The 18,017-nt window shown below is 62.2% G+C and carries 19 protein-coding genes, 1 CRISPR repeat array and 1 riboswitch; all 19 genes read right to left on the reverse strand.

The features are described 5' to 3' along the window. Positions 1-7 precede the first annotated feature (7 nt). Positions 8-715, reverse strand: coding sequence for an adenosylcobinamide-GDP ribazoletransferase (locus tag Q355_RS0114990; protein WP_027878531.1), 708 nt, complete (start codon positions 713-715; stop codon positions 8-10). Between the two features lies 1 nt (position 716). Further along, positions 717-950, reverse strand: a complete 234-nt coding sequence (locus Q355_RS0114995; protein ID WP_027878532.1) for a C1orf53 family protein — start codon at positions 948-950, stop codon at positions 717-719. Between the two features lie 54 nt (positions 951-1,004). After that, the gene (gene cobT / locus Q355_RS0115000; protein ID WP_027878533.1) at positions 1,005-2,057 is read right to left on the reverse strand and encodes a nicotinate-nucleotide--dimethylbenzimidazole phosphoribosyltransferase; all 1,053 of its coding nucleotides are present in this window, start codon (positions 2,055-2,057) and stop codon (positions 1,005-1,007) included. 13 nt (positions 2,058-2,070) lie between these two features. Continuing rightward, on the reverse strand, positions 2,071-2,592 hold the full coding sequence (gene cobU, locus Q355_RS0115005; protein WP_036259759.1) for a bifunctional adenosylcobinamide kinase/adenosylcobinamide-phosphate guanylyltransferase: 522 nt from the start codon (positions 2,590-2,592) through the stop codon (positions 2,071-2,073). Next, positions 2,582-3,124: a histidine phosphatase family protein gene (locus Q355_RS0115010; protein WP_027878535.1), complete on the reverse strand. Its 543-nt coding sequence runs from the start codon at positions 3,122-3,124 to the stop codon at positions 2,582-2,584. Before Q355_RS0115010 ends, cobU begins: the two co-directional genes overlap by 11 nt. Beyond that, complete coding sequence (locus Q355_RS0115015) at positions 3,121-3,456, reverse strand: hypothetical protein (RefSeq protein WP_027878536.1); 336 nt, start codon at positions 3,454-3,456, stop codon at positions 3,121-3,123. The genes Q355_RS0115010 and Q355_RS0115015 overlap by 4 nt, the downstream gene beginning before the upstream one ends. Beyond that, entirely contained in the window at positions 3,457-4,269 is an 813-nt protein-coding gene (locus Q355_RS0115020) for an ABC transporter ATP-binding protein (RefSeq protein WP_084496155.1), read from the reverse strand. Continuing rightward, the gene (locus Q355_RS0115025; protein ID WP_027878538.1) at positions 4,263-5,276 is read right to left on the reverse strand and encodes a FecCD family ABC transporter permease; all 1,014 of its coding nucleotides are present in this window, start codon (positions 5,274-5,276) and stop codon (positions 4,263-4,265) included. Before Q355_RS0115025 ends, Q355_RS0115020 begins: the two co-directional genes overlap by 7 nt. Positions 5,277-5,340: 64 nt before the next feature. Beyond that, entirely contained in the window at positions 5,341-6,216 is an 876-nt protein-coding gene (locus tag Q355_RS0115030; protein WP_027878539.1) for an ABC transporter substrate-binding protein, read from the reverse strand. 161 nt (positions 6,217-6,377) lie between these two features. After that, positions 6,378-6,553, reverse strand: a riboswitch (cobalamin riboswitch). A 57-nt stretch (positions 6,554-6,610) separates the two neighbouring features. After that, positions 6,611-7,816 (reverse strand): TIGR02710 family CRISPR-associated CARF protein, encoded by a 1,206-nt coding sequence (locus Q355_RS0115035; protein WP_027878540.1) that lies wholly within the window; start codon positions 7,814-7,816, stop codon positions 6,611-6,613. Positions 7,817-7,905: 89 nt separating this feature from the next. Then, a CRISPR array of direct repeats spans positions 7,906-8,315; the repeat unit is 35 nt; unit sequence GTTGCAATCCCCTTACGGGGCTTTTTGTTTGCGAC. Between the two features lie 379 nt (positions 8,316-8,694). Next, complete coding sequence (cas2, locus tag Q355_RS0115040) at positions 8,695-8,970, reverse strand: CRISPR-associated endonuclease Cas2 (RefSeq protein ID WP_027878541.1); 276 nt, start codon at positions 8,968-8,970, stop codon at positions 8,695-8,697. Between the two features lies 1 nt (position 8,971). Then, positions 8,972-9,943, reverse strand: a complete 972-nt coding sequence (cas1, locus tag Q355_RS0115045) for a CRISPR-associated endonuclease Cas1 (protein WP_027878542.1) — start codon at positions 9,941-9,943, stop codon at positions 8,972-8,974. After that, positions 9,940-11,406, reverse strand: coding sequence for a TIGR02710 family CRISPR-associated CARF protein (locus Q355_RS0115050; protein ID WP_027878543.1), 1,467 nt, complete (start codon positions 11,404-11,406; stop codon positions 9,940-9,942). The genes cas1 and Q355_RS0115050 overlap by 4 nt, the downstream gene beginning before the upstream one ends. Continuing rightward, entirely contained in the window at positions 11,393-12,148 is a 756-nt protein-coding gene (cas6, locus tag Q355_RS0115055; RefSeq protein ID WP_027878544.1) for a CRISPR-associated endoribonuclease Cas6, read from the reverse strand. Before cas6 ends, Q355_RS0115050 begins: the two co-directional genes overlap by 14 nt. Positions 12,149-12,239: 91 nt before the next feature. Next, positions 12,240-13,370: a type III-A CRISPR-associated RAMP protein Csm5 gene (gene csm5 / locus Q355_RS0115060; protein WP_027878545.1), complete on the reverse strand. Its 1,131-nt coding sequence runs from the start codon at positions 13,368-13,370 to the stop codon at positions 12,240-12,242. Beyond that, the gene (gene csm4, locus Q355_RS0115065; RefSeq protein WP_027878546.1) at positions 13,367-14,278 is read right to left on the reverse strand and encodes a type III-A CRISPR-associated RAMP protein Csm4; all 912 of its coding nucleotides are present in this window, start codon (positions 14,276-14,278) and stop codon (positions 13,367-13,369) included. The genes csm5 and csm4 overlap by 4 nt, the downstream gene beginning before the upstream one ends. Further along, positions 14,275-14,949 carry a type III-A CRISPR-associated RAMP protein Csm3 gene (csm3, locus tag Q355_RS0115070; RefSeq protein WP_027878547.1) on the reverse strand — a complete coding sequence of 225 codons (675 nt, stop codon included), beginning with the start codon at positions 14,947-14,949 and terminating at the stop codon, positions 14,275-14,277. The genes csm4 and csm3 overlap by 4 nt, the downstream gene beginning before the upstream one ends. Next, the gene (csm2, locus tag Q355_RS0115075) at positions 14,950-15,432 is read right to left on the reverse strand and encodes a type III-A CRISPR-associated protein Csm2 (protein WP_027878548.1); all 483 of its coding nucleotides are present in this window, start codon (positions 15,430-15,432) and stop codon (positions 14,950-14,952) included. A 9-nt stretch (positions 15,433-15,441) separates the two neighbouring features. Beyond that, entirely contained in the window at positions 15,442-17,877 is a 2,436-nt protein-coding gene (cas10, locus tag Q355_RS0115080; protein WP_027878549.1) for a type III-A CRISPR-associated protein Cas10/Csm1, read from the reverse strand. Positions 17,878-18,017 lie beyond the last annotated feature (140 nt).

Genomic DNA, 18,017 nt, shown 5'->3' on the forward strand with positions numbered 1-18,017 from the left:
TCTCAAACTACATTCCTGCCTTCATCATTACCCCGACCAAAAGCCCCGCCACCTCCCCCAGCTCTACCAGGGCCCCATACACATCGCCACTAAGCCCACCTCCCAGCCTTCTTGCGGCCCAGAAGGCCAGCAGCATCATCATCGCTAGAGCCGCCAGCGCCACCCAGGGGAAGAAGAAGATGGCCGGCAGGGCAAACAGCAAGGCCGGAAGGATTCTCCCCTCGCGGCTGCGGGCCCCCAGGCCCTCCGGGCGGGCGGCGGGGAACAGGTTCATGGGAATAAGCAGGGCAAAGCGCACCAGCGCGGGCAAGCACAAAAGCAACCAGGGCGAGGGATTCAAAGCCAGCAACTGCCACTTCAAAAGCAGCACCACAAAGCCCACCCCAAAGGCAAAGCTGCCCACTTGTACATCGGCCAGAATACGCAGGCGCTCGGCGGGGGGCTTCATGGCCAGCAGCGCATCGGCGGAATCCAGCAGGCCGTCGAGGTGGAGCATGCCCGTGCAGGCCAGCCAGACCGCCAGCAAAATGGCCCCCTGCAAGCCCTGGGGCAGCCCCGCGGTGAGCCAGGCCACCAGGGCCAGCACCGCTCCAATCAGGTAGCCCGCCACCGGGTAGTAGGCCGAGGCCGCCTTCATCTCGCCCTCGCGCACCTGGCCCAGGTGCGGTACGGGGAATGTGGTCAGGAAACCAACCGCCAGCCAGAAAGGACGCACCTTAAGGTTTTACCAGAACCTCGCCAAAACGCGCCTCGAACTCTTCTTTAGTGCGGATGGGACGGCCCTCGAGCCGCAGTTTTATGGTTTGGGCTTGAATCTCCGCAGGGTAGGGGCAGTGGCGGCAGCGCGAGGCGCAGCAGTAGCCACGCCGCAGATGGTAGGCCGCGGTGAAGACGTAGAGGCCGTTTTCGATGTAGTAATCCAGGTTTTCCTGAAGTTCTGTCTTGGCCATCTTGCTTCCTTGGAATCAATCTACCGTATTTTTTGGATCGAATATCCATCTGGCTTATGTTTCCTGAGCCAGGCGCTGCGACACCCCGGCCTGGGCAAAGGTGGCCATACCCGCCATAACCGCGGCGGCGGCCCGCAGCACCGGAAAGCTCAAGACCGCCCCCGTCCCCTCGCCTAAGCGCATATCCAGCTCGAGGATGGGCCTGAGCCCCAGGGCCTCGAGCTGCCGGGTATGCCCTGGCTCCAGCGAGCGGTGCCCGGCAAAAAGATAGTCGCGCACCCCTGGCTCCATGCGGCAGGCCAGCAAGGCCCCGGCGGTAACCGGGAAGCCGTCGCTCACCAGGGGCAGGCCGGCCTCGGCCCCAGCCAGGAAGACCCCGGCGATGGCGGCGATCTCAAGCCCCCCCAGCTCGGCCAGCACCTCCAGCGGCTCGGCTTGGGCGAGATCCCCCAGCCTGGCCTGGGCCCTGTGCAGGGCAGCCCGGACGACCTCGAGCTTGCGCCCATAGCGCACATCATCCACCCCCGTACCGCGCCCCGTAACGGCCTGGGCCTCCAGGCCCAGCAACGCCGCCGTGAGTGCCGCAGCTGCGGTGGTGTTGCCGATGCCCATATCGCCCGCGGCCAGGATGGTCGCACCCTGGGCTATGGCCTGGCGGGCCATCTGGGCCCCCGCTTGCAGGGCCTGCTCCGCTTCGGTTAGGGTCATGGCGGCCCCCCGGGCGATGTTACCTGTGCCCGACCGCACCCTCTCGGGCGACGGAACAGGGGAATTGATACCTACGTCGAGCACGTAAACCTGGGCGTCGGAGGCTCGAGCAATTTGATTGATGGCTGCGCCCCCCGCCTGGAAGTTCAGCAGCATCTGTGCCGTGACCTCGGATGGGTAGGCCGAGACCCCTTCGGCCACCACGCCGTGGTCGGCGGCGCAGACCACCACCGCCCCCCGGCCCAGACGGGGCTTTAGGGTCTTTTGGATAGCGGCCAGGCGCACCCCCAGTTCCTCCAGATACCCCAGCGAGCCCGGTGGCTTGGTGAGCTGGTGCTGGTGGGCGCGGGCTTGGATCAGCCATTCTTGTGAGACGGGTTGGACGTCAAAGCGTATCATAGCGTGCAAGGACTCAGGGCGATTTGATCTTGACGGGAATACCCGCAACCAGGAGATACACCGCGTCGGCGGCCTCGGCCAGGCGGCGGTTGGCCGCCCCCAGTAGGTCGCGGTAGCGCCGGGCCAGGGCGTTGTCGGGGACGATGCCCATACCCACCTCGTTGGTCACCACCAGCAGGGTTTTGTCGGTCTCGGCAAACGCCGCCAGCAGGTTTTCTAGCTCGAGCAAGACCTCGCGTCCGGCCAGCATCAGGTTCGAGACCCACAGGGTCAGGCAGTCCAGCAGCAGCACCCGGCCCTGGGCGCGCAAAAGGGCCTGGGGCACCTCGAGGGGCTCCTCCAGGGTCTCCCAGCCGGGGGGCCGCTCGGCTTGGTGCCGCTCGATGCGCTGGCGCATCTCCTCGTCGAGGGGCTGGGCGGTGGCGATGAAACTCACCGGATGGCCCAGGGCCTGGGCCCACTCCTGGGCAAAAGCGCTCTTGCCGGCACGCGCCCCGCCGGTTACCAGAATCAAGCGGGCACCCCTATAAGACATGCTCATCCCTCACAAACAACACCCGCTTCTGCTGCCAGTCCAGCCCCACCACCGCGCAGGGCGGCAGAAAGCGATCCCGCCCAAAATCACGCAGCACAAGCCGCAACACCCCCCCGTGGGTAAAGACCAGGTGGCGGCCCGGGGGCAGGCCCTCGAAGACCCCATACACCCGCTGCCGCAGCGCCCTAGTGGACTCCCCGCCGGGGGCCTGGAAACCCTCGAAGGCCAGCAGGGCGCTTTTATGCGGCTCGGGCAGTTCGTCCCACTTCAGGCCCTCGAGCGCACCGAACTCGAGCTCCCTCAGCTCGGCCAAGGCTTCCTGGGGTTCGCCGTAGGCCAGGCGGGCGGTGTGGAGGGCCCGCCTTAGGTCGGAGGCCAGTACCTTGTCGAAGCGCTCCTGGGCCAGCCAGCCAGCCAGGGCCCTGGCCTGCTGCTCCCCCAGCGGCGTGAGCGGCACATCCGTCCAGCCGGTAAGCCGGCCTTCCAGGTTCCAGGTGGTCTGTCCGTGGCGCACCAGCCAGAGCTCGCTCATGGTTCCACCCAGGCATAAAAGGGCGTCTCGACGAACTCCGGCGGCCCCGCCAGGTAAAGCCTTAGCCCCGGCAGGCGCAGCACCGAGCCTTCCTGTTCGAAGTCCAGGGGGTCGGCGGGCAAGGCATACAGGAGGGTCTCGCCCGGCGGTAGCCCCGCGCGCATCAGATGGGCGTGCCCGGCCCCGCGCCCCATACGCACACACGAGGTCTGCGCCGAGCGCATCACCGCCACGTAGCGCACCAGCCGGGGCCCATCCTGGGTTACCAGGCGGCGCACCTCTCCTAGGTCGAGCACCAACAGCTTGGGGGTTACCTTGAGGCTGGCCTGCATCTACCCTCCCAACAGCACCACCGGCTGGCCCTCGAGCAGCCGCACCCGCACCTGACGGCCATACACCCCCTGCAACAGCTCTTCGGTCAGCACCTCGCCCGGTTGGCCCAGCGCTAAAAGCCGCCCCTCCGCCAGAAAAGCCACCCGGTCGGCCAGGCGGGCCAGGTTGGGGTCGTGCAGCACCGTCAGGATGCCCAGCCCCTGGGCCCGCAAGCCCGCCAAAAGGGCCAGAAACTCGGCCTGGTGGTGCAGGTCGAGGTGGTTGGTGGGTTCGTCCAGCAGCAAAAGCTTGGGACGCGCGGCCAAGGCGCGGGCCAGCATCACCCGCTGCCGCTCCCCGCCCGACAAGGTGGGCAGGAGCCGGTGGCGGAAGGCGCTCACCTGGGTCTGTTGCATAGCCCACTCCACCGCTTCCCGGTCGGCCTGGCTGGCCCGCCCCAGCAAGCCCAGGTGGGGGGTGCGGCCCAGCTCCACCACCTCCTCTACCGTAAGGTCTTCGGGGTAGCTGCCGTTTTGCGGCAGAAAGGCAATCTGCTGGCCCCGCCTCCAGCTCGAGATGCGCTCGAGCCGCTCGTCTCCCAGTCGCACCTCGCCCACAGCAGGCCGCACCAGCCCTGCCATCAAGCGCAGCAGGGTGCTCTTCCCCACACCATTGGGGCCCAGCAGGGCCAGCCACTCGCCCGGGTAGAGCTCGAGGTTCACCCCCTCTAGCACCGTTCGGTTGCGGTAGGCAAAAGACACCCCATCCGCAACGAGCGCACAAGCCCCCAGCCGCTGCGGCCCTGCGCCTTGTTCTGCTCTTTGCGCTACCATGCCACCCGCCTCCCCCGCCACAGCAGATACAAGAAGAACGGCCCACCCAAGAGCGTGGTCAGGATGCCCACCGGCAGCTCCGCCGGGGCCACCAGGGTGCGGGCCAGCAGGTCAGCCAGCACGAGCAGCACCGCCCCGCCCAGGGCCGAGGCGGGCAGCAGGTAGTGGTAGTCCCCCCCCAGCAACCGCCGCAGGATGTGCGGGGCCACCAGCCCCACAAAACCAATGATGCCCGCCTGGGCCACCGCCGCGGCAATCAGCAGGGTAACCAGCCCAATTATCAGCAGCTTCAGCTTGTCCAGCGGCAGGCCCAGGCTGCGGGCGGTCTCTTCGCCTAAGTGCAGGGCATTGAGGGTACGCCCCAGCAAGAGCAGCAGCGGAAAGGTAAACAGCAGGAAGAGCGCCAGCGAGCCCACCCCGTTCCAGCCCATAAAGGCCAGGTTGCCCAAGGTATAGGCAAACACCGCCCGTACCCGGTCGGCATCCTGCAGCATCAGGTAGCTGGTCAGGCTGACCAGCACGCTGCCCACCACCACCCCCGCCAGAATCAGATCGCCCGTGCGGCTGGCCCCGCCCGAGAGCAGCAGGGTGAGGAGCACCGCCCCCACCGCCCCCAGAAAGCCAAACAGTATGGCGGAAGCTGGGAGATGGGTGAACACCGCGTGCTGGGCAAAGGCGCTCGAGAGCCCCCCCGCCAGGGTCACCGCCAGGGTCACCCCAAAGGCCGCCCCTGCCGCCGAGCCCATCAGGTAGGGGTCGGCCAGGGGGTTGCGGAACAGGCCCTGGAAGGCCGCCCCCGAGATACCCAGCACCGCCCCTACCAGCATGGCGGCCAGCACCCGGGGCAGGCGCAGCTCGGTAATGATGGGGTTTTCGCTAAGGCCCAGCAAGGCCCGCACCACCTCGCCCGGCGCGATGGGCACGGCCCCCTGCGCCACCCCCAGCACCAGACCCAGCGCCAGCAGCACCAGCAGGCCCAGAAAAACCAGCAGTCGGCGGCCCGCCATACTTTTCCCATACCCCCTGACGGTGGGGGGCACAAGGCCTGGGTGGGTGGTCTTTTGCATGATCCTAACGCAGGCTGGGGTGGAAGCAGCCCACCAGCAGTTGCAGCCCCTGGGCTACCCGCGGGCCGGGGCGCGAGAGCAGGTTGTTCTGCTCGCCGCTAAAGGCGCAGACGCGCTTATTGCGGATGGCCGCCAGGTTGCCCCAGCCCGCCCGCCTGGGCAGGTCGGCAGCGCCCGGATGGGTCAGCACGATGACCTCGGGGTTCTTTTGCACCACCAGCTCGGGACTAATCTGGGGGAACAACCCCAGCTCCCTGGGGACGATGTTCTGCCCGCGGGCCTTGGTAATCAGAACCCCAATGAAGGAGTCGGGGCCCACCGTGTAGGGGGTGGGGTCAATCTCGTAGTAGACCGTAGGGCGTGCGGTGGCCTTGGCGGCTTTGCTCTCGACGGCGTAGACCTCTTGCTGGATGCGGGCCACCACCCGCTCGGCCTGGGCCTCCTGGCCCAGCACCCGGCCCAGAAGCCGCGTGGTGCGGAAGATGTCGTCGTAGGTTTCAGCCTTAATAGCAAAGGTAGCCACCCCGGCCTTCTCCAGCGCCTCGTGCAGCTTGCCATAGACCGAGACGATCACCAGGTCGGGCTTGAGCGCGACCATAGCCTCGAGGTTCGGATTAAAGTACCCCCCCACCTTGGGCAGCCGCTTGACCTGCTCGGGAAAGTCGGAAAAGTCGTCCACACCCACCAGCCGCCCGCAGGCGTTCATGGCGCAGAGGGTCTCGGTGACCGAGGGCAACAGGGTTACGATGCGCTGGGGTGCGGCTTTAAGGGTGATGCTACGGCCCAGGTCGTCGGTCAGGGTGCGGGGGAACTGCGCCCATCCCAGCGCCGAAAGCTGAAGGCTTAGAAGCAGAAACAACCACAAAACGATTCTTTTCATGTTGCGTCCTTTCCCAACCCGGCTTCGCGTGGGGGGCGATTGTCCTGGGGACAGGCTGGGGCCTGCGCCCAAAAAAAATCGCCCTCGGGAGCGAGGACGCTACAAATAACGTAGAAATTCCCCGAAACTCCCCCTTCTTGCGAGAGGTGCCTTCCGTATCGGAGTGAGAAGGCGTTTTGGCAGGTATTCGGACTTCGGGCGGTGGCTGGCGACCGCTCTCTGGCTCGCCAAAGCCCCAATGCACCGTTACCGCTGCGCGACAGTGCCGGACTTGCACCGGACTTCCCCACTTTAAGCCTGGGCTACGCGCCCAAGCACCAAAACTTAGCCGGGTTGTACGGCCCTAACGGGCCTTGACTAAAGGCTACACCCACCAGCCCCCCCCGACAAGCACCTACCAGTGGGGCCAGGCCGGGGCAGGCTCGAGGCCCCTCTCGCGCAGATAATCCTGCAAACCCCGCAGGGCCTCGAGTTTCACCGGCTTTACCCCGTGGGCCAGAATGCTGTTGTGCCGCTGCTGCAGCAAGCCCTGAAGTTTGCTCGAGTAGTCGCCGTATAGCTGCTGGGCCAGGGTTCCGCTGTGGCCCAGGCGGGTATCGATTTCGAAAGCCAGCCCCAGGGCTTCCTTGAGGCCAGGGGTCTTGCGGCCCGCCAGGTCTTGTAGCGGCGGGGGGTAGGTAGAGGCCACCCGCAGCTCGATGCCGGTACGCTCGTACAGGTCTGCTTCGGCGGCCAGCTCCACCGCGCGGTAGAGCCGGGCCAAGGCATCGTCGTAGCGGCCCCGGGCAGCCCTGCGCTCGGCGTTAGCCAGCAGGTCGGCCAGCAGGGCAAAGGTGGGCTTCCCTTCCCGATCCAAAATTTCACGCAGGCGTGCTTTAGCTGTCTGTAGCCCCTGCAACACCCGCACCTTAGCACCGTGCCCCCAGGCCTCGGCCACCGTAAGGGCAGGCTCGAGGTGGGTTTCCAGCTTCTGCCAGGCGGCCTTGTGATGGAATAAGTCCCAATCGAGCATGGCCTCGGCCACACCCTGCAAGTGCTGATAAAACCGCTTTTCCGAAGGGCTGAGGGGCCGGGCCAGCAGCTCGGACAAGAAGTCCTGCGCGGCGCGGTAGTCGCACTGGTTCCAGGCCCGCCGAAACCCCTCCCACTCGCGCAGGCCATAGCGAAAGGTAGGGTCTTCCAGCACGCGCAGCCGCTCACTGCCGCTCTTAACCCGCCCCATCTGGTCGCGCTGCTCCCCGCCCACATAGCTAAAGGTTACCCCCTGTCCGGTGAGGGCCAGTACCATCCCCGCCGACATGGTTTTGGTTCCCCCGGTTATATCAGCCACAATCGTGCGGGCCTCCCACTCCAGCGCCTTTTGCAGGGCCTCGCGCCCTTTGCGAAACACCTCGCCCAGGTCTTCGGGGTCGTCGAGCAGCAAGGTATGAAAACGCAGCGAGTTCCCATAGCGCCGCACCAGCTCCCCCGCCACCGCCTGCGTTCCCTGGCTGGCCACAAACACCACCCCCTGCGGGGTATGTTCGGCCAAGGCAAACTCGAGGGGCTCGATGGTCTGCCCCACGCTCAGTATCAAAACAGTGTTGGCTCCCTCTTGCACACCACCAATCTACCAAACCCGCAATCCCCTCGCGGGGCTATGCGTTTGAGTAACGTCTTCTCCACTGTGGTGAGCCCAAAAAACTTTGAGTTGCAATCCCCTTACGGGGCTTTTTGTTTGCGACCCATGAGTTCTGATCACTGTGCGATCAAGCCAAATCCCATTGTTGCAATCCCCTTACGGGGCTTTTTGTTTGCGACTTACTTGGCCTGGCGGGCCCTCAACCGCCGCTAGGAGTCACAGTTGCAATCCCCTTACGGGGCTTTTTGTTTGCGACTCAGGAATGAGCAGGATGTCTACATATTCACCCGAACAGAGTTGCAATCCCCTTACGGGGCTTTTTGTTTGCGACGAGACGCTGATGAAAGCGCTACTGAATAGAGAGCAGCTAGTTGCAATCCCCTTACGGGGCTTTTTGTTTGCGACCGTATATATATCTACTTGCAGTATAGTTCCTGTTACTTGTTGCAATCCCCTTACGGGGCTTTTTGTTTGCGACAGCATACCCCGTTAATCGCCGTCCTGTAAAGGGCTCTTAGCGGGGGTATTTATGAGAAAACCGAGTTATCCACAGGCAGCCTGTGGATAAGTGGGTAAAAAGTGGCGTTTTTTGCGATGGATGCTTACAAACCCACACTTTTAGATTTTTTGTGCGGTGGGTTTGCGATTTACATCGCACATCTAGGCTTTCAAGAACCGCTGTCGAAATGGCCGACATAGGCATTATAGCATTTTGCGCAAAACATAATGGGTTATTTTTGGAAATTGCTTCCATGCTGTTCTGGTGGGTGCTGGTGTGGTGTTTTTTGGGCAAGGGGGTACGGTTGCGATAGCATTTTTGGGGGGTTTTGGGCATGTAACGGCAGCATTAACGCGGGCTAGAGAATAAGGTAGCCGGGGTCTTCGGTGATTCGGCCTACGCCCAACACCTCTACCGTACCCCCAATGGGGTAGATACGAACGCTGTCCTGAGAAAGCTCCAGCTTTTTTTGCAGCAGCTTTTTTAGCTGGGCAAGCTGGGCAGGGTTAAGCCAGCACTCAAACACCGAAAGCTGCACCCGCTCGCCAAAACTCTTGAGGGTGTTGGCTACCTTTACCCGGCGGCCATCGTCGGGGATGTCGTAGGCAACGGTGAAAAAGCGTGTGTCGGGCATCTTATCTCCACAGATAGAAGGGCGTGTAGGTATCGCGGCCCAGGATGGCCGCCTTGAGCCGTGCGGCCTGGGTTTCGATGAGCTCCTGGTAGGTCTTGCGAAAGCCCCTGGGGTGCTGGGCCTCCTGGGCAAAGCGGGTTTCCAGCAGACGCAGCAGGGTTTTGCGGCCCGCCTCGTTGAGGTAGACCCCCCCATTGCGGGCCTCGCTGTGCTTGTCCGGTACAAGCTCTGAGCGCAAAAAAGCTCCCAGAACCACGGTGTCCACCACCGGAACCCTGAACTCCTCCATCAGGTCGAAGGCCAGGGCAGCGGCGCGGCGTCCCTCGGCGTGCAAAAGGCCCAGCTCGGGGTGCAAACCCGCCAGGTGCAAGGCCAGCAGGGCGCGACCCAAAAGCACCATGTAGCCATACGAGAGGGCAGCGTTTACGGCATCGGTGGGTGGGCGGCGGTTGCGCCCCAAAAAGCCGTAGGGCGCAAGAACCGTTTGCAGCGCAGCGAAATAGGCCCTTGCGGCGTTACCCTCGAGGCCACGCAGAGCCTCGAGGTGGGGGGCATGGGGCAGGGCTTCTAGCGCTGTCTGCAACTCCTGGACGTGTGGCTGAATCGGTGCCTGCCGGGCCAGGCGCTCGAGCAGCGCAAGCCCCGAGCGCAGCTTGCCCTCCACAAACCCCAGGGCCAGGGCAAGGGCGTTGTGCTGGGCGTGCATCTGTGCCCGCAGCACCTCCGGGGCCAGGCCCTGCAGCGCCGTGGCCTGTCCGTAGAGCTGGCCTTCCAGGCTGACGTACAGCACCGGCACCCCCTGGCGCAGCAAAAAAGCCAGGGCCGGGGTGGTGAGGCGCACGTTGCCCCAGACCACCACCCCCCGCACCTTGCGGGCCGGAAGCTGGGCCAGGGTTTGCTCGTCCAGCTCAACCAACAGCCGGCCCTGGCGCAGGCGCAGGGTGGAGGACTGCTCGGTGAGGTGGAGGGTCATGCCAGGGGGATGGGTTCAAACTTGACCTCTGGCAAGTCTCCACCTTGAACAAGAGCCATCAAAACTTCAGACAGGTTTTTGGCATTGGCCTCTGTAGGAAGCACAAAGCCATGCGCAAAAACCGAGATGTCACGGGCGCTGGCTAACCCAAGAACCTTATTCGCGCTGACAGCTAAAGCCGGTTCATCATCTAGGGCACGGAGCAAAAAGAAAGCAGTGGTAAAGTCTATGGCGCTTTTTTGTTCTAGCTCATCATCTGGTTTTGCCCTTGCAGCCCTACGCTCACCTTGGTACTTTTCGATAAGATCCTCGATAGTGATATGGGCCGCAGCGCACAATCCCCGAAAGTTTGGATTTGCCGTATCGAAGCCCCTAAGTGCAAGGCGGTGTTGTAAGAACAGCTCGAGGGCGCGGTAGCGCAGCAACACAGCTTCGGCAATTCGGCCCATTTTTAGTCGCCTTTCGGCCATAAAGCCGAGAGCCGCCAACACACAAGCTACTTTTTGAGGCTCTTCCAAAGGAGCTATGCTCTCGCCTTTGGAAGAAAGCGCATCGGTAAGCTGAACAACGGCCTCGAGGGCTTCTTTTTGGCGCTCGATAGCAGCTATGTATTTGGTAAGGAAACTCTGTCTATGTATCGGTTTTTGTAGCAGCTCAAGCAGCTCTTTGAGCCTGTCCTTGGCCTGCCCGAACTTTGCAGCATCCAAAGATTCATAAGCCTCGGATAACACCGCCTCGAGGCTATGTGCCCGTCCTTCACGATCCTTTGCTTGTTCAAAAAGCTGTTTCGCAAGTGAAAAATCACCCCGTGCATAGGCGTCTTTGGCGCGGTGGTAAATCCAATCTGGTATTATCTCGCGGGGGTTCTCGAGACGCTTCAAAAATTCTGTTCCCGCCACGGGGCGGCGCAGCTCATCATCGTATTCTTCATTATCTACATAGTAGACATGCGCCGTGCGCCCCTCCTCAGCAAGCGAAAAAGCAAACATCGCCAGCCCAGCCACCATCGCCTTGGTGCCTCCTGTTGGGTCGAAGGCAATGGCTGCATCTGGAGGAAGTTCATCTACCTTTTGCCGCACCTGCTTATAGATGTCCTCTGGGTCACTGCGGCCAACTAGGAGGGTCTTGATTCGCTCAACTCCCCACCCCAATTCTTTCTCAATCTGCCCACAAAGCCTTTCGGTGTCTTTGGTATGCAGCAGATACACCTTTTCTGCATCTAGTGCCCGAGTAGAGAGAACAACTGGCTCTATCGTTGTCCCAACTGTGTGAAAGGAGGCCACATACTGTCGCTGTCCCCGATCGGTAAAACCTTCTTTTGTAAGGGGCCAAATTTGTGTATCGTACAAATCTTTTGCTGTTGGGGTCTTAGGGGAAGACTCCCCTCGATTTGCCCTCTCTTGCCTTATGAGGGTTTTATACTGCACCCACAATTCCCGTAAGCGCTCCTTATTCTGGTTCATCAAGCCTCCTTTCTTGCTGCAAAGGGTCAAACATCCGCACCCGCCCAAACCCCAAGGACGTCTTGGCCCCCACCCCGGCAAAAAAAGCAAACCGCCCCAGGGCCTGGAGCCACTGGGCCTCGGTGGGGCTGGCCTTGGGCAGGTAGTAGACCACCCGGCCCACAAAGCCCACCCCCCGCTCGTCGTCGTTGGGGGCGATGTGGTGGGTGCGGCCCTGGAACTGGCCCACCAAGAGGCGCTCCCAGGCTTCCTGCACCTCGGGGGGCACCTTGACCGGGGCAAAGGCGTTCCAGCGCTGGGTGAGCGAGTCGAAGACCAGCCGCGGCTCGGGCAGGGGGTAGCTGTGCCCTTTGCGGCGGAAGAAGGTGGGGCTGGCAAACTGGAGGCCCAGGCTGGGGCTGGCCTGTCCCTGGAAAAGCCGGGGGTAGGTGCTGAGCCCGGCCCAGGGGTGCTCCTCCTGCAAGACCGTCTTTACCCGGAAGGGCTGCTTGAGCTTTACCTGCTGGCCCATCAGCCCGAACAGGTGGGGCGAGAGCCGGGCATAGAGGCTTTCCTCCAAAAAGCCAATCCGCACCCACCACTGCCCCTCGGCCCCCCCCAGCCCCAGGCTGAAGGGGTTGGACTGAGCAGCGTGCAGCTCGGGGTCTATCTCCTTGAGCAGGCCATATACCAGGCCGCGCCAGCCGTCGGGGTCGGGGCGGGCGGGGCCTTCCAGAGTGAGAACCAGGGCTGCCAGAATCATACCAGATCGGTTTGGGCGAAGTCGTCGCCTACTCGAGGTTTTTTTACGGTAAGGGCCATGGGTTCAGTATGGCTTGCAAAAAAGCAGGGTTTCAGTACGGCTCGAGCCGTGCGATGGCCCAGCCCATCGGGTATCCATCCTTGGGCTCTTTGGCTCCTGCGGTTTTGCGTGTTCTAGGCTCATGCCCTTCTTCGCTGTCCAGAAGCAGGGCCAGGCGAATTGACATACGCCCAGAACCAAAACCCACCCGCAGGGGGAAGGCTTTAGGGTCGGCGTTCAAGCGCTGGTCTAGCTCTTTGTAGAGGCTCAAAGCTTGCTTAAGGTCGTGATTTTTAGCAAACTCTTCTTCCCTCGCGGCCACTTCCTGGTAATACTCCCTGCAAGCTGCCGCCAAATCCTGAGCCGCGATAGCGTGGGCAACGGTATCCGCATGGCGCTGCTGGGCCAGCCCGGTGTGAAAGCGTATCGCCGCTACCAGTTTTGTACTTCTACGGAAGGTTTCGGCCAGCAAGACCGTATTGTCCATGGTGCCCCTGGGGTGAAAAACCCCAATGCGGTTGAGCAAAAGGTTGTCGCTGGGTTCGCTGTCACTAACGCGCACCTGACGGAAAGGGTCGCGGTGGAAGTTGGGGCTGCGGTCAGTGGCGTAGTCGAGCGCCAGAGCCTCAAAACCCTGTGCCTTAGGCGCTCTGATTTCCTTGGGCGGCCTAATAAAGGGCCACTCGTCTTGAGGAACTTTTTCCCCCCACTGCCAGCGGCCTTTGTACTCGACATCCCGCCCTTCCCGCAAAATCCGCTTGAACAACCAGGCCGTGCGCAAAGCCCCTTTTATCGAAGACCCCGGCAGGTAGGCCCCCAGCGGGCTGCGGGGCAACGGGCGGAACTCGAGGCCCGCCGCATCGGTGGCTTCCTGGATGGTCTGGATAAAGGGTGCACTGACCGCTACCCGCCGCATCACCGCAGGAGCCGGGTCTATCAATCCGCTGCTCCAAAGCGACTGCAGGCTTTCCTGGGCCCGCTTGGGGCCCTGAGCAACGGCCTCGAGGTAGTCCCTTTGCTGGATTTCGCTCAGAAGCTCCAAGAGCCGTCCTGCATCCAGTATCAGGGCTTCCTTTTTGGCCCTATCCACCAGGTAACTGTAGGCCGGAAAGGCCTCGCCCGTACCCACGTGAACGGGGCCTATGGTTTCTATCTCCAGGCGGTAACTTTGCAAAAAGCTCATACCCCCACCCCCTGCAAAGTTTGCACCCGCACCCCAAGGGGAAAGGCGTACAGGTACTCCCAAATCTTCACGCCGTCCTCTGGGGCAGGCTCGGGCGTTACGTCCAGCAGGCCCGCGGTTGGTTTTTCCCGGAAGACGCTGCCTTCCTTGGCCCGCAGATACGGGCGCTTGAAGGGGGTTTCGGCCTGGGCGTAATGCCCCCCCAAACGGCCCCAGTAGGTCTCCAGGGCCCAGAAGCCCTCGCCGCTGGGCAGGGTTGGGGCCAGGGTAAGGTAGTGGGTGGGGTTCTCGGCTTCGGGGAGCTCGAGCTCCTCTGTACCCACCAGCTCGAAGCGCCCCAGCCCTACGCTGGCCTTGCCACCATACCCAAACCTGCCAATGTCGCGCAGGGCCTGCTCGAGGTAGTCCACTTGGTGGCGAAGCTGCACATACACCGTCCAGGTCTGGCTATTTTCCTTGTTGTTGAGCCAGTAAACCCGGTCGGTAAAGAGGATGCTCTCCTGGGCAGTGCCGGTCAGGCGGTTGATGCCCACGCGGGTCTGGCTTGCCAGGGAGGCTTTGGGGGCCTTTTGGTCTTTGAGTTCTGGTGCGTCCAGCAAGGCTTGCTCGCCCTCCCGGATCACCCGCGCAAAGGTCTTTAGGCTCAGGTAGCGAAGGCCCTTGAGGGCTTTGCGCCGGGCGGTATCCTCTACCAGCACCTGGGGAAGCAGCGGGCGCGGCAGGTAGCCAGTGGGAAAGGCCGAGGAAAGCAGAAAGGGGGGGTCTTGCTGAAAGGCCTCGAGCCACCCTCGCAAAGCGTCCTCTCCCTGGCCGTAGCGCACCCACCAGGCCAGGTGGCCCCAGAGGGTAGGGGCGCTCGGCGGGGCGCTAATGCTACCCAGCGCCAGATGAAAAGCCTTGGCTTTCATTTGTCCTCAACCCGATAGTCTAGCTCCACCTGCCCATAACCCCGGCTGATATAGCCTCCCAAGCCATCGAGCTCTAGCAGCTCCAGGGCCTTCTCCACATGCTTGAAGTTCTCGCGGTCGGTCTGGCCGCCGTCGCCTGTGTCCATCACCCGGTAGACCATCTCGAAGGCGAACTCAGCCCCAGCAGGCACGCGCTCGGCGGTACGGGGGATGGCGTTGCCGCCGATGCGGGGGATGAAGACCTCCTGCTTAACCTCGGTCAGGTAGCCACCCCGCGCGGTCATGGCCTCGAGCCTTTTTTTAGACTCTTCGGTCAGATAAGCATCGCGCACCAAAAGCCGGGTGGGGCCGCGCTGCTGGGCCAACTCCTTGCTGCGGCTGTCGTTACCTGGAGCTACCCCAAAAATGCGCCCAATGGGGCCTTCCTCGTCCTCGTAAACATGTTGGGACTTAGACTCGGAGATGTACTTCCCCCCAAAATGCCACTCGAGCAAATACCGCATCTTGCCCTTGAGGGAGGAGCCGGGAATATAGGGTTCCTCGGTGAGGGGGTTGCGAATAACGGGGTTGTCCACGTCCCCAATGGCCATCTGGTCTTTGCTCATGCCAATACGAAGCCCGCTTTTGAGGCGAATAATACCGCCGATGCGCTTGTAGCCGATCAGTTTCATTTAGTACCTCCTCCCCTGGGGGAATCTCTCCTGGTTCGACGAACCCGCTCTGTTACCATCCTCTCCTTCCAAGCCGTAGAAGTAAGCCAGCACAGCCTCTAAAAAAAGCATGGCCCCAGCAAAATGCTTGGGGCTTTTCTTCGCATCGGTCAAAAGCTCATCTAGCTTGCTTCTAAACAAGGGCAATTTTTGCAGGGGTCCTCCGTTCGAGCGTCCCCCATAGGCCAGCCTTGCCCTCAAAAGCTCAATTTGCGAAGTCAGGCGGCTCCATGCCAGGGCTTCGTCGTTCCCTGTTTCGCGCTTATAACGTTCAAAAGCGTCTTCGAGGCGCCGAAACTCGTGAAAGTAGTTGCGAAACTGGCTCGATTTAAGTTTGTCCGACCCCTGCCCTTCATTCCGCAATTCCTGCGCCCAGCGCATAGCCTCTTCGTCGAAGAGTCCTTTTCTGTAAACACCCTTGTCCAAATTCTCAAAAAACTCCATGGCTCCTCCTTAGCGTTCCAGATATAGCCCCCACTGCAGCCAAACCGGCAGATGCTGCCAGGCCGGGTCGGCGTGGTTGGTTAGTTGCAGGTAGTGCTTGCGCACCTTGGCCTCACGCTCGCGCAAGGCATAGGCCAGCAGCGGCTTGTAGCGCATCCGCCGGGCTTCGTCCTGGTTCTGGTGGCCTTTCCACAGCCGCAGCAGGCGGTAGGCCAGGGCGCTGGTCATGCCCTTAGAACCCTCGGCCTGGAGGTGCTGCTGGAAATCGCGCACCCAGCGCACCAGGCCCCGCAGTTCGCCCCAGGGTACGCTCTGTCCAAACAGGTGCAGACAGTTGCGCCCAGCAGTTTTTGCGGCTTTCTCGGCCTCCTGCACGGCCTCGGCCAGCAGCGGAATGGGCAGCGATGGGCTTACCAGCACAAAGCCGCCCGAAAGGGTGAGCTGGGGGTGCTGGGTAAATTGCCGATAGAGGGCCTCGAGGTCCAGGGCAAACTCCAAAAGCGCGTCCCAGGGCCCCAGCAATAAAAGGTCGTCGCCGCCCGCGTAAACCGAATAGATGAGGGGGTAGCGCCGGGCTTTTTCCCCAGCGGTTAGATCGTCCCAGCCCAGGCGTTTCTGGTAGGTTTTGGGGTTCTTGATCAGCTCCAGCACCTCGCCTGCAAAAAAGACCTCGAGCATCCGCGACAAGCTGGCAATGCGGCTGGGGCTGCTGTGGTTGTTGCCCTCTTTGTCCACAAAACCAGTAGCGAAAGCCTCGCCCATCCGGTCGGCGTCGAGCATCAAGGCCCCCAGGTATTTGGCCCCGGTAGAAAACTCGGCCAGCTCGGCTAAGGTGAGGGGGTCACCTTCACGGCGCCCTCCTTCTTCCTCTTCCCATCCTTCTTCCTCTTCCCAGAGCCCCTGCTCCTTGGCCCACGCCTGGTACTCGGCCAAATTGGGCCAGGAGCCCAGGCGCAAGGCATCCTCGAGGGTAGGGATATGCCCGGCCAAAAGCCGCACCTCCCAGGGCCTGGCCGCCGGGGTGAAGTTTTGCCGGGTACGCAGCGTGTATTGGTCGGATTCTTCCAGCGCTACCCGCAAGCCCGGAAAGCGATAGTGGTGCCCGGGTGCATCCTGAGCGAAAAAGCCTATTTCTGTCCGTCTGGGGATCAGGCGGCCTAAGTGCCCATCGCGTTTGCAGCCTTCGCACAAGCTGCTATCAGCCGATTGGGCCGGGCGGGCACCACAAGCCTGGCACGGACGCAAGCTTTGCTGTCCTTGGCTCAGGTAAAAGTCCCCAAACTGGCTTTGCAGGGGCCTGAGCTTGGCCTCGGCCAGCACACGGTGGGCTTGTTGCAGCACCTGGCTAAAGTTTTTGAACCCCAGCGGGGCAAAAGAATACCCGGCCAAAAAAGGCAACAGGGTAGCCCCCTGGCGCAAAGCCCACTCTTCCCATTCCTGGCGCACCTGGTTCAGGGCATTCTGGACTTTGGGGGTGTTAGGCAAGAGCAAATAAAACTTGCCCCCAGCGCTCATGATGCGCTGCAAGGGGGTGAGGCCGCAGCGTTGCAGAAGCTCGAGGCCCATCGCCTCGGCAGCCAGCGAGACCTCGAGGCTGCGCGCCCGCAGACGCTTGGCCAGGCCACCGGTGCCCGTCTCTGCCGACTGAATGCGATAGATGTGGCCCTGAATGCCGCCCAGGTCACCCAGCACCAACAAAAACTTTTCTGGCTGCTCGTCTTTCAGGGCTTCTATGCTGGGGTTGCCGCCATGATAGTCCCAAAGCGCCGCAGCAATGGCCCCAGTAAGGCGCAGGTGGTCGAACAGCGACACGTCCGGCTCGCCCTGGGTGTCGGAGGGGATGTTCCACAAAAGTTCCTGGAAGATACCCAGCAGGTTCGACAGCAAGGCCTGGGGGCTTGGATTCAGCTTTGCCAGCTCGGCCAGGCGCTTATCTAGGCGCTCGGCCACCCGCCTGTAGGTATCGCGGGAAACCGTGCCCTTGCTGTGCGGATAGGCTGCGCCGGGCTTCAGACCCACCTCGAGGCCATCTTCTACCATAGAGTAGCCGAGCTCGAGCTGCCCGTAGGTTCCCTGTACCCGCAAGCTCGCAAACACAGAGCGCAGCGGAGTTTCGGTGGCCCGACTACCCTTCTCGTCTACCTCTTTGCGCTCTCCCAAGGCATAGGTATCGGCCAGAGCCACGCACCATTGTTCTGGCGTCTGGGGCTGGTATTGCGGCTTATCGTGCCAGCCCTCGTGGTGACGGGTAGCAGTCCGGGCCAGCCAGCCAGCATCGCCACCAAACAGTGGCGACCACTTATCAATAGCCCACTTCGTATAAGCCGGGTGGCTCCAGTCCGATACCCCTTCGGGCAGACTCCCCCAGTAGGCCCGCTGATACAGCTCACCCAAATCGTGCAAAAGCCCGGCTAGCGCCACTCCAAGCGAAGTTTGAACGTACATGCTGGAGAATTAATACCACATCTTTTTCAACCCACCGGTTATTTCGTCACAGCCCCGCATATCGCAAAGCTCATTTGACAAAAAACGCAAGCCCATAACACCGCTGTTGCAATCCCCTTACGGGGCTTTTTGTTTGCGAC

The organism is Meiothermus cerbereus DSM 11376, assembly GCF_000620065.1.
GTDB classification, from domain to species: domain Bacteria; phylum Deinococcota; class Deinococci; order Deinococcales; family Thermaceae; genus Meiothermus; species Meiothermus cerbereus.

Coding starts and splice junctions, on each gene's coding strand:
- Q355_RS0115020 (WP_084496155.1), bottom strand. CDS start 4,269: ATGGTAGCGCAAAGAGCAGAACAAGGCGCAGGGCCGCAGCGGCTGGGG.
- Q355_RS0115015 (WP_027878536.1), bottom strand. CDS start 3,456: ATGCAGGCCAGCCTCAAGGTAACCCCCAAGCTGTTGGTGCTCGACCTA.
- csm5 (WP_027878545.1), bottom strand. CDS start 13,370: ATGAGCTTTTTGCAAAGTTACCGCCTGGAGATAGAAACCATAGGCCCC.
- cas6 (WP_027878544.1), bottom strand. CDS start 12,148: ATGATTCTGGCAGCCCTGGTTCTCACTCTGGAAGGCCCCGCCCGCCCC.
- csm4 (WP_027878546.1), bottom strand. CDS start 14,278: ATGAAAGCCAAGGCTTTTCATCTGGCGCTGGGTAGCATTAGCGCCCCG.
- Q355_RS0115030 (WP_027878539.1), bottom strand. CDS start 6,216: ATGAAAAGAATCGTTTTGTGGTTGTTTCTGCTTCTAAGCCTTCAGCTT.
- cas1 (WP_027878542.1), bottom strand. CDS start 9,943: ATGACCCTCCACCTCACCGAGCAGTCCTCCACCCTGCGCCTGCGCCAG.
- cobU (WP_036259759.1), bottom strand. CDS start 2,592: ATGTCTTATAGGGGTGCCCGCTTGATTCTGGTAACCGGCGGGGCGCGT.
- cobT (WP_027878533.1), bottom strand. CDS start 2,057: ATGATACGCTTTGACGTCCAACCCGTCTCACAAGAATGGCTGATCCAA.
- cas2 (WP_027878541.1), bottom strand. CDS start 8,970: ATGCCCGACACACGCTTTTTCACCGTTGCCTACGACATCCCCGACGAT.
- csm2 (WP_027878548.1), bottom strand. CDS start 15,432: ATGGAGTTTTTTGAGAATTTGGACAAGGGTGTTTACAGAAAAGGACTC.
- Q355_RS0114995 (WP_027878532.1), bottom strand. CDS start 950: ATGGCCAAGACAGAACTTCAGGAAAACCTGGATTACTACATCGAAAAC.
- Q355_RS0115010 (WP_027878535.1), bottom strand. CDS start 3,124: ATGAGCGAGCTCTGGCTGGTGCGCCACGGACAGACCACCTGGAACCTG.
- Q355_RS0115025 (WP_027878538.1), bottom strand. CDS start 5,276: ATGGCGGGCCGCCGACTGCTGGTTTTTCTGGGCCTGCTGGTGCTGCTG.
- cas10 (WP_027878549.1), bottom strand. CDS start 17,877: ATGTACGTTCAAACTTCGCTTGGAGTGGCGCTAGCCGGGCTTTTGCAC.
- Q355_RS0115050 (WP_027878543.1), bottom strand. CDS start 11,406: ATGAACCAGAATAAGGAGCGCTTACGGGAATTGTGGGTGCAGTATAAA.
- csm3 (WP_027878547.1), bottom strand. CDS start 14,949: ATGAAACTGATCGGCTACAAGCGCATCGGCGGTATTATTCGCCTCAAA.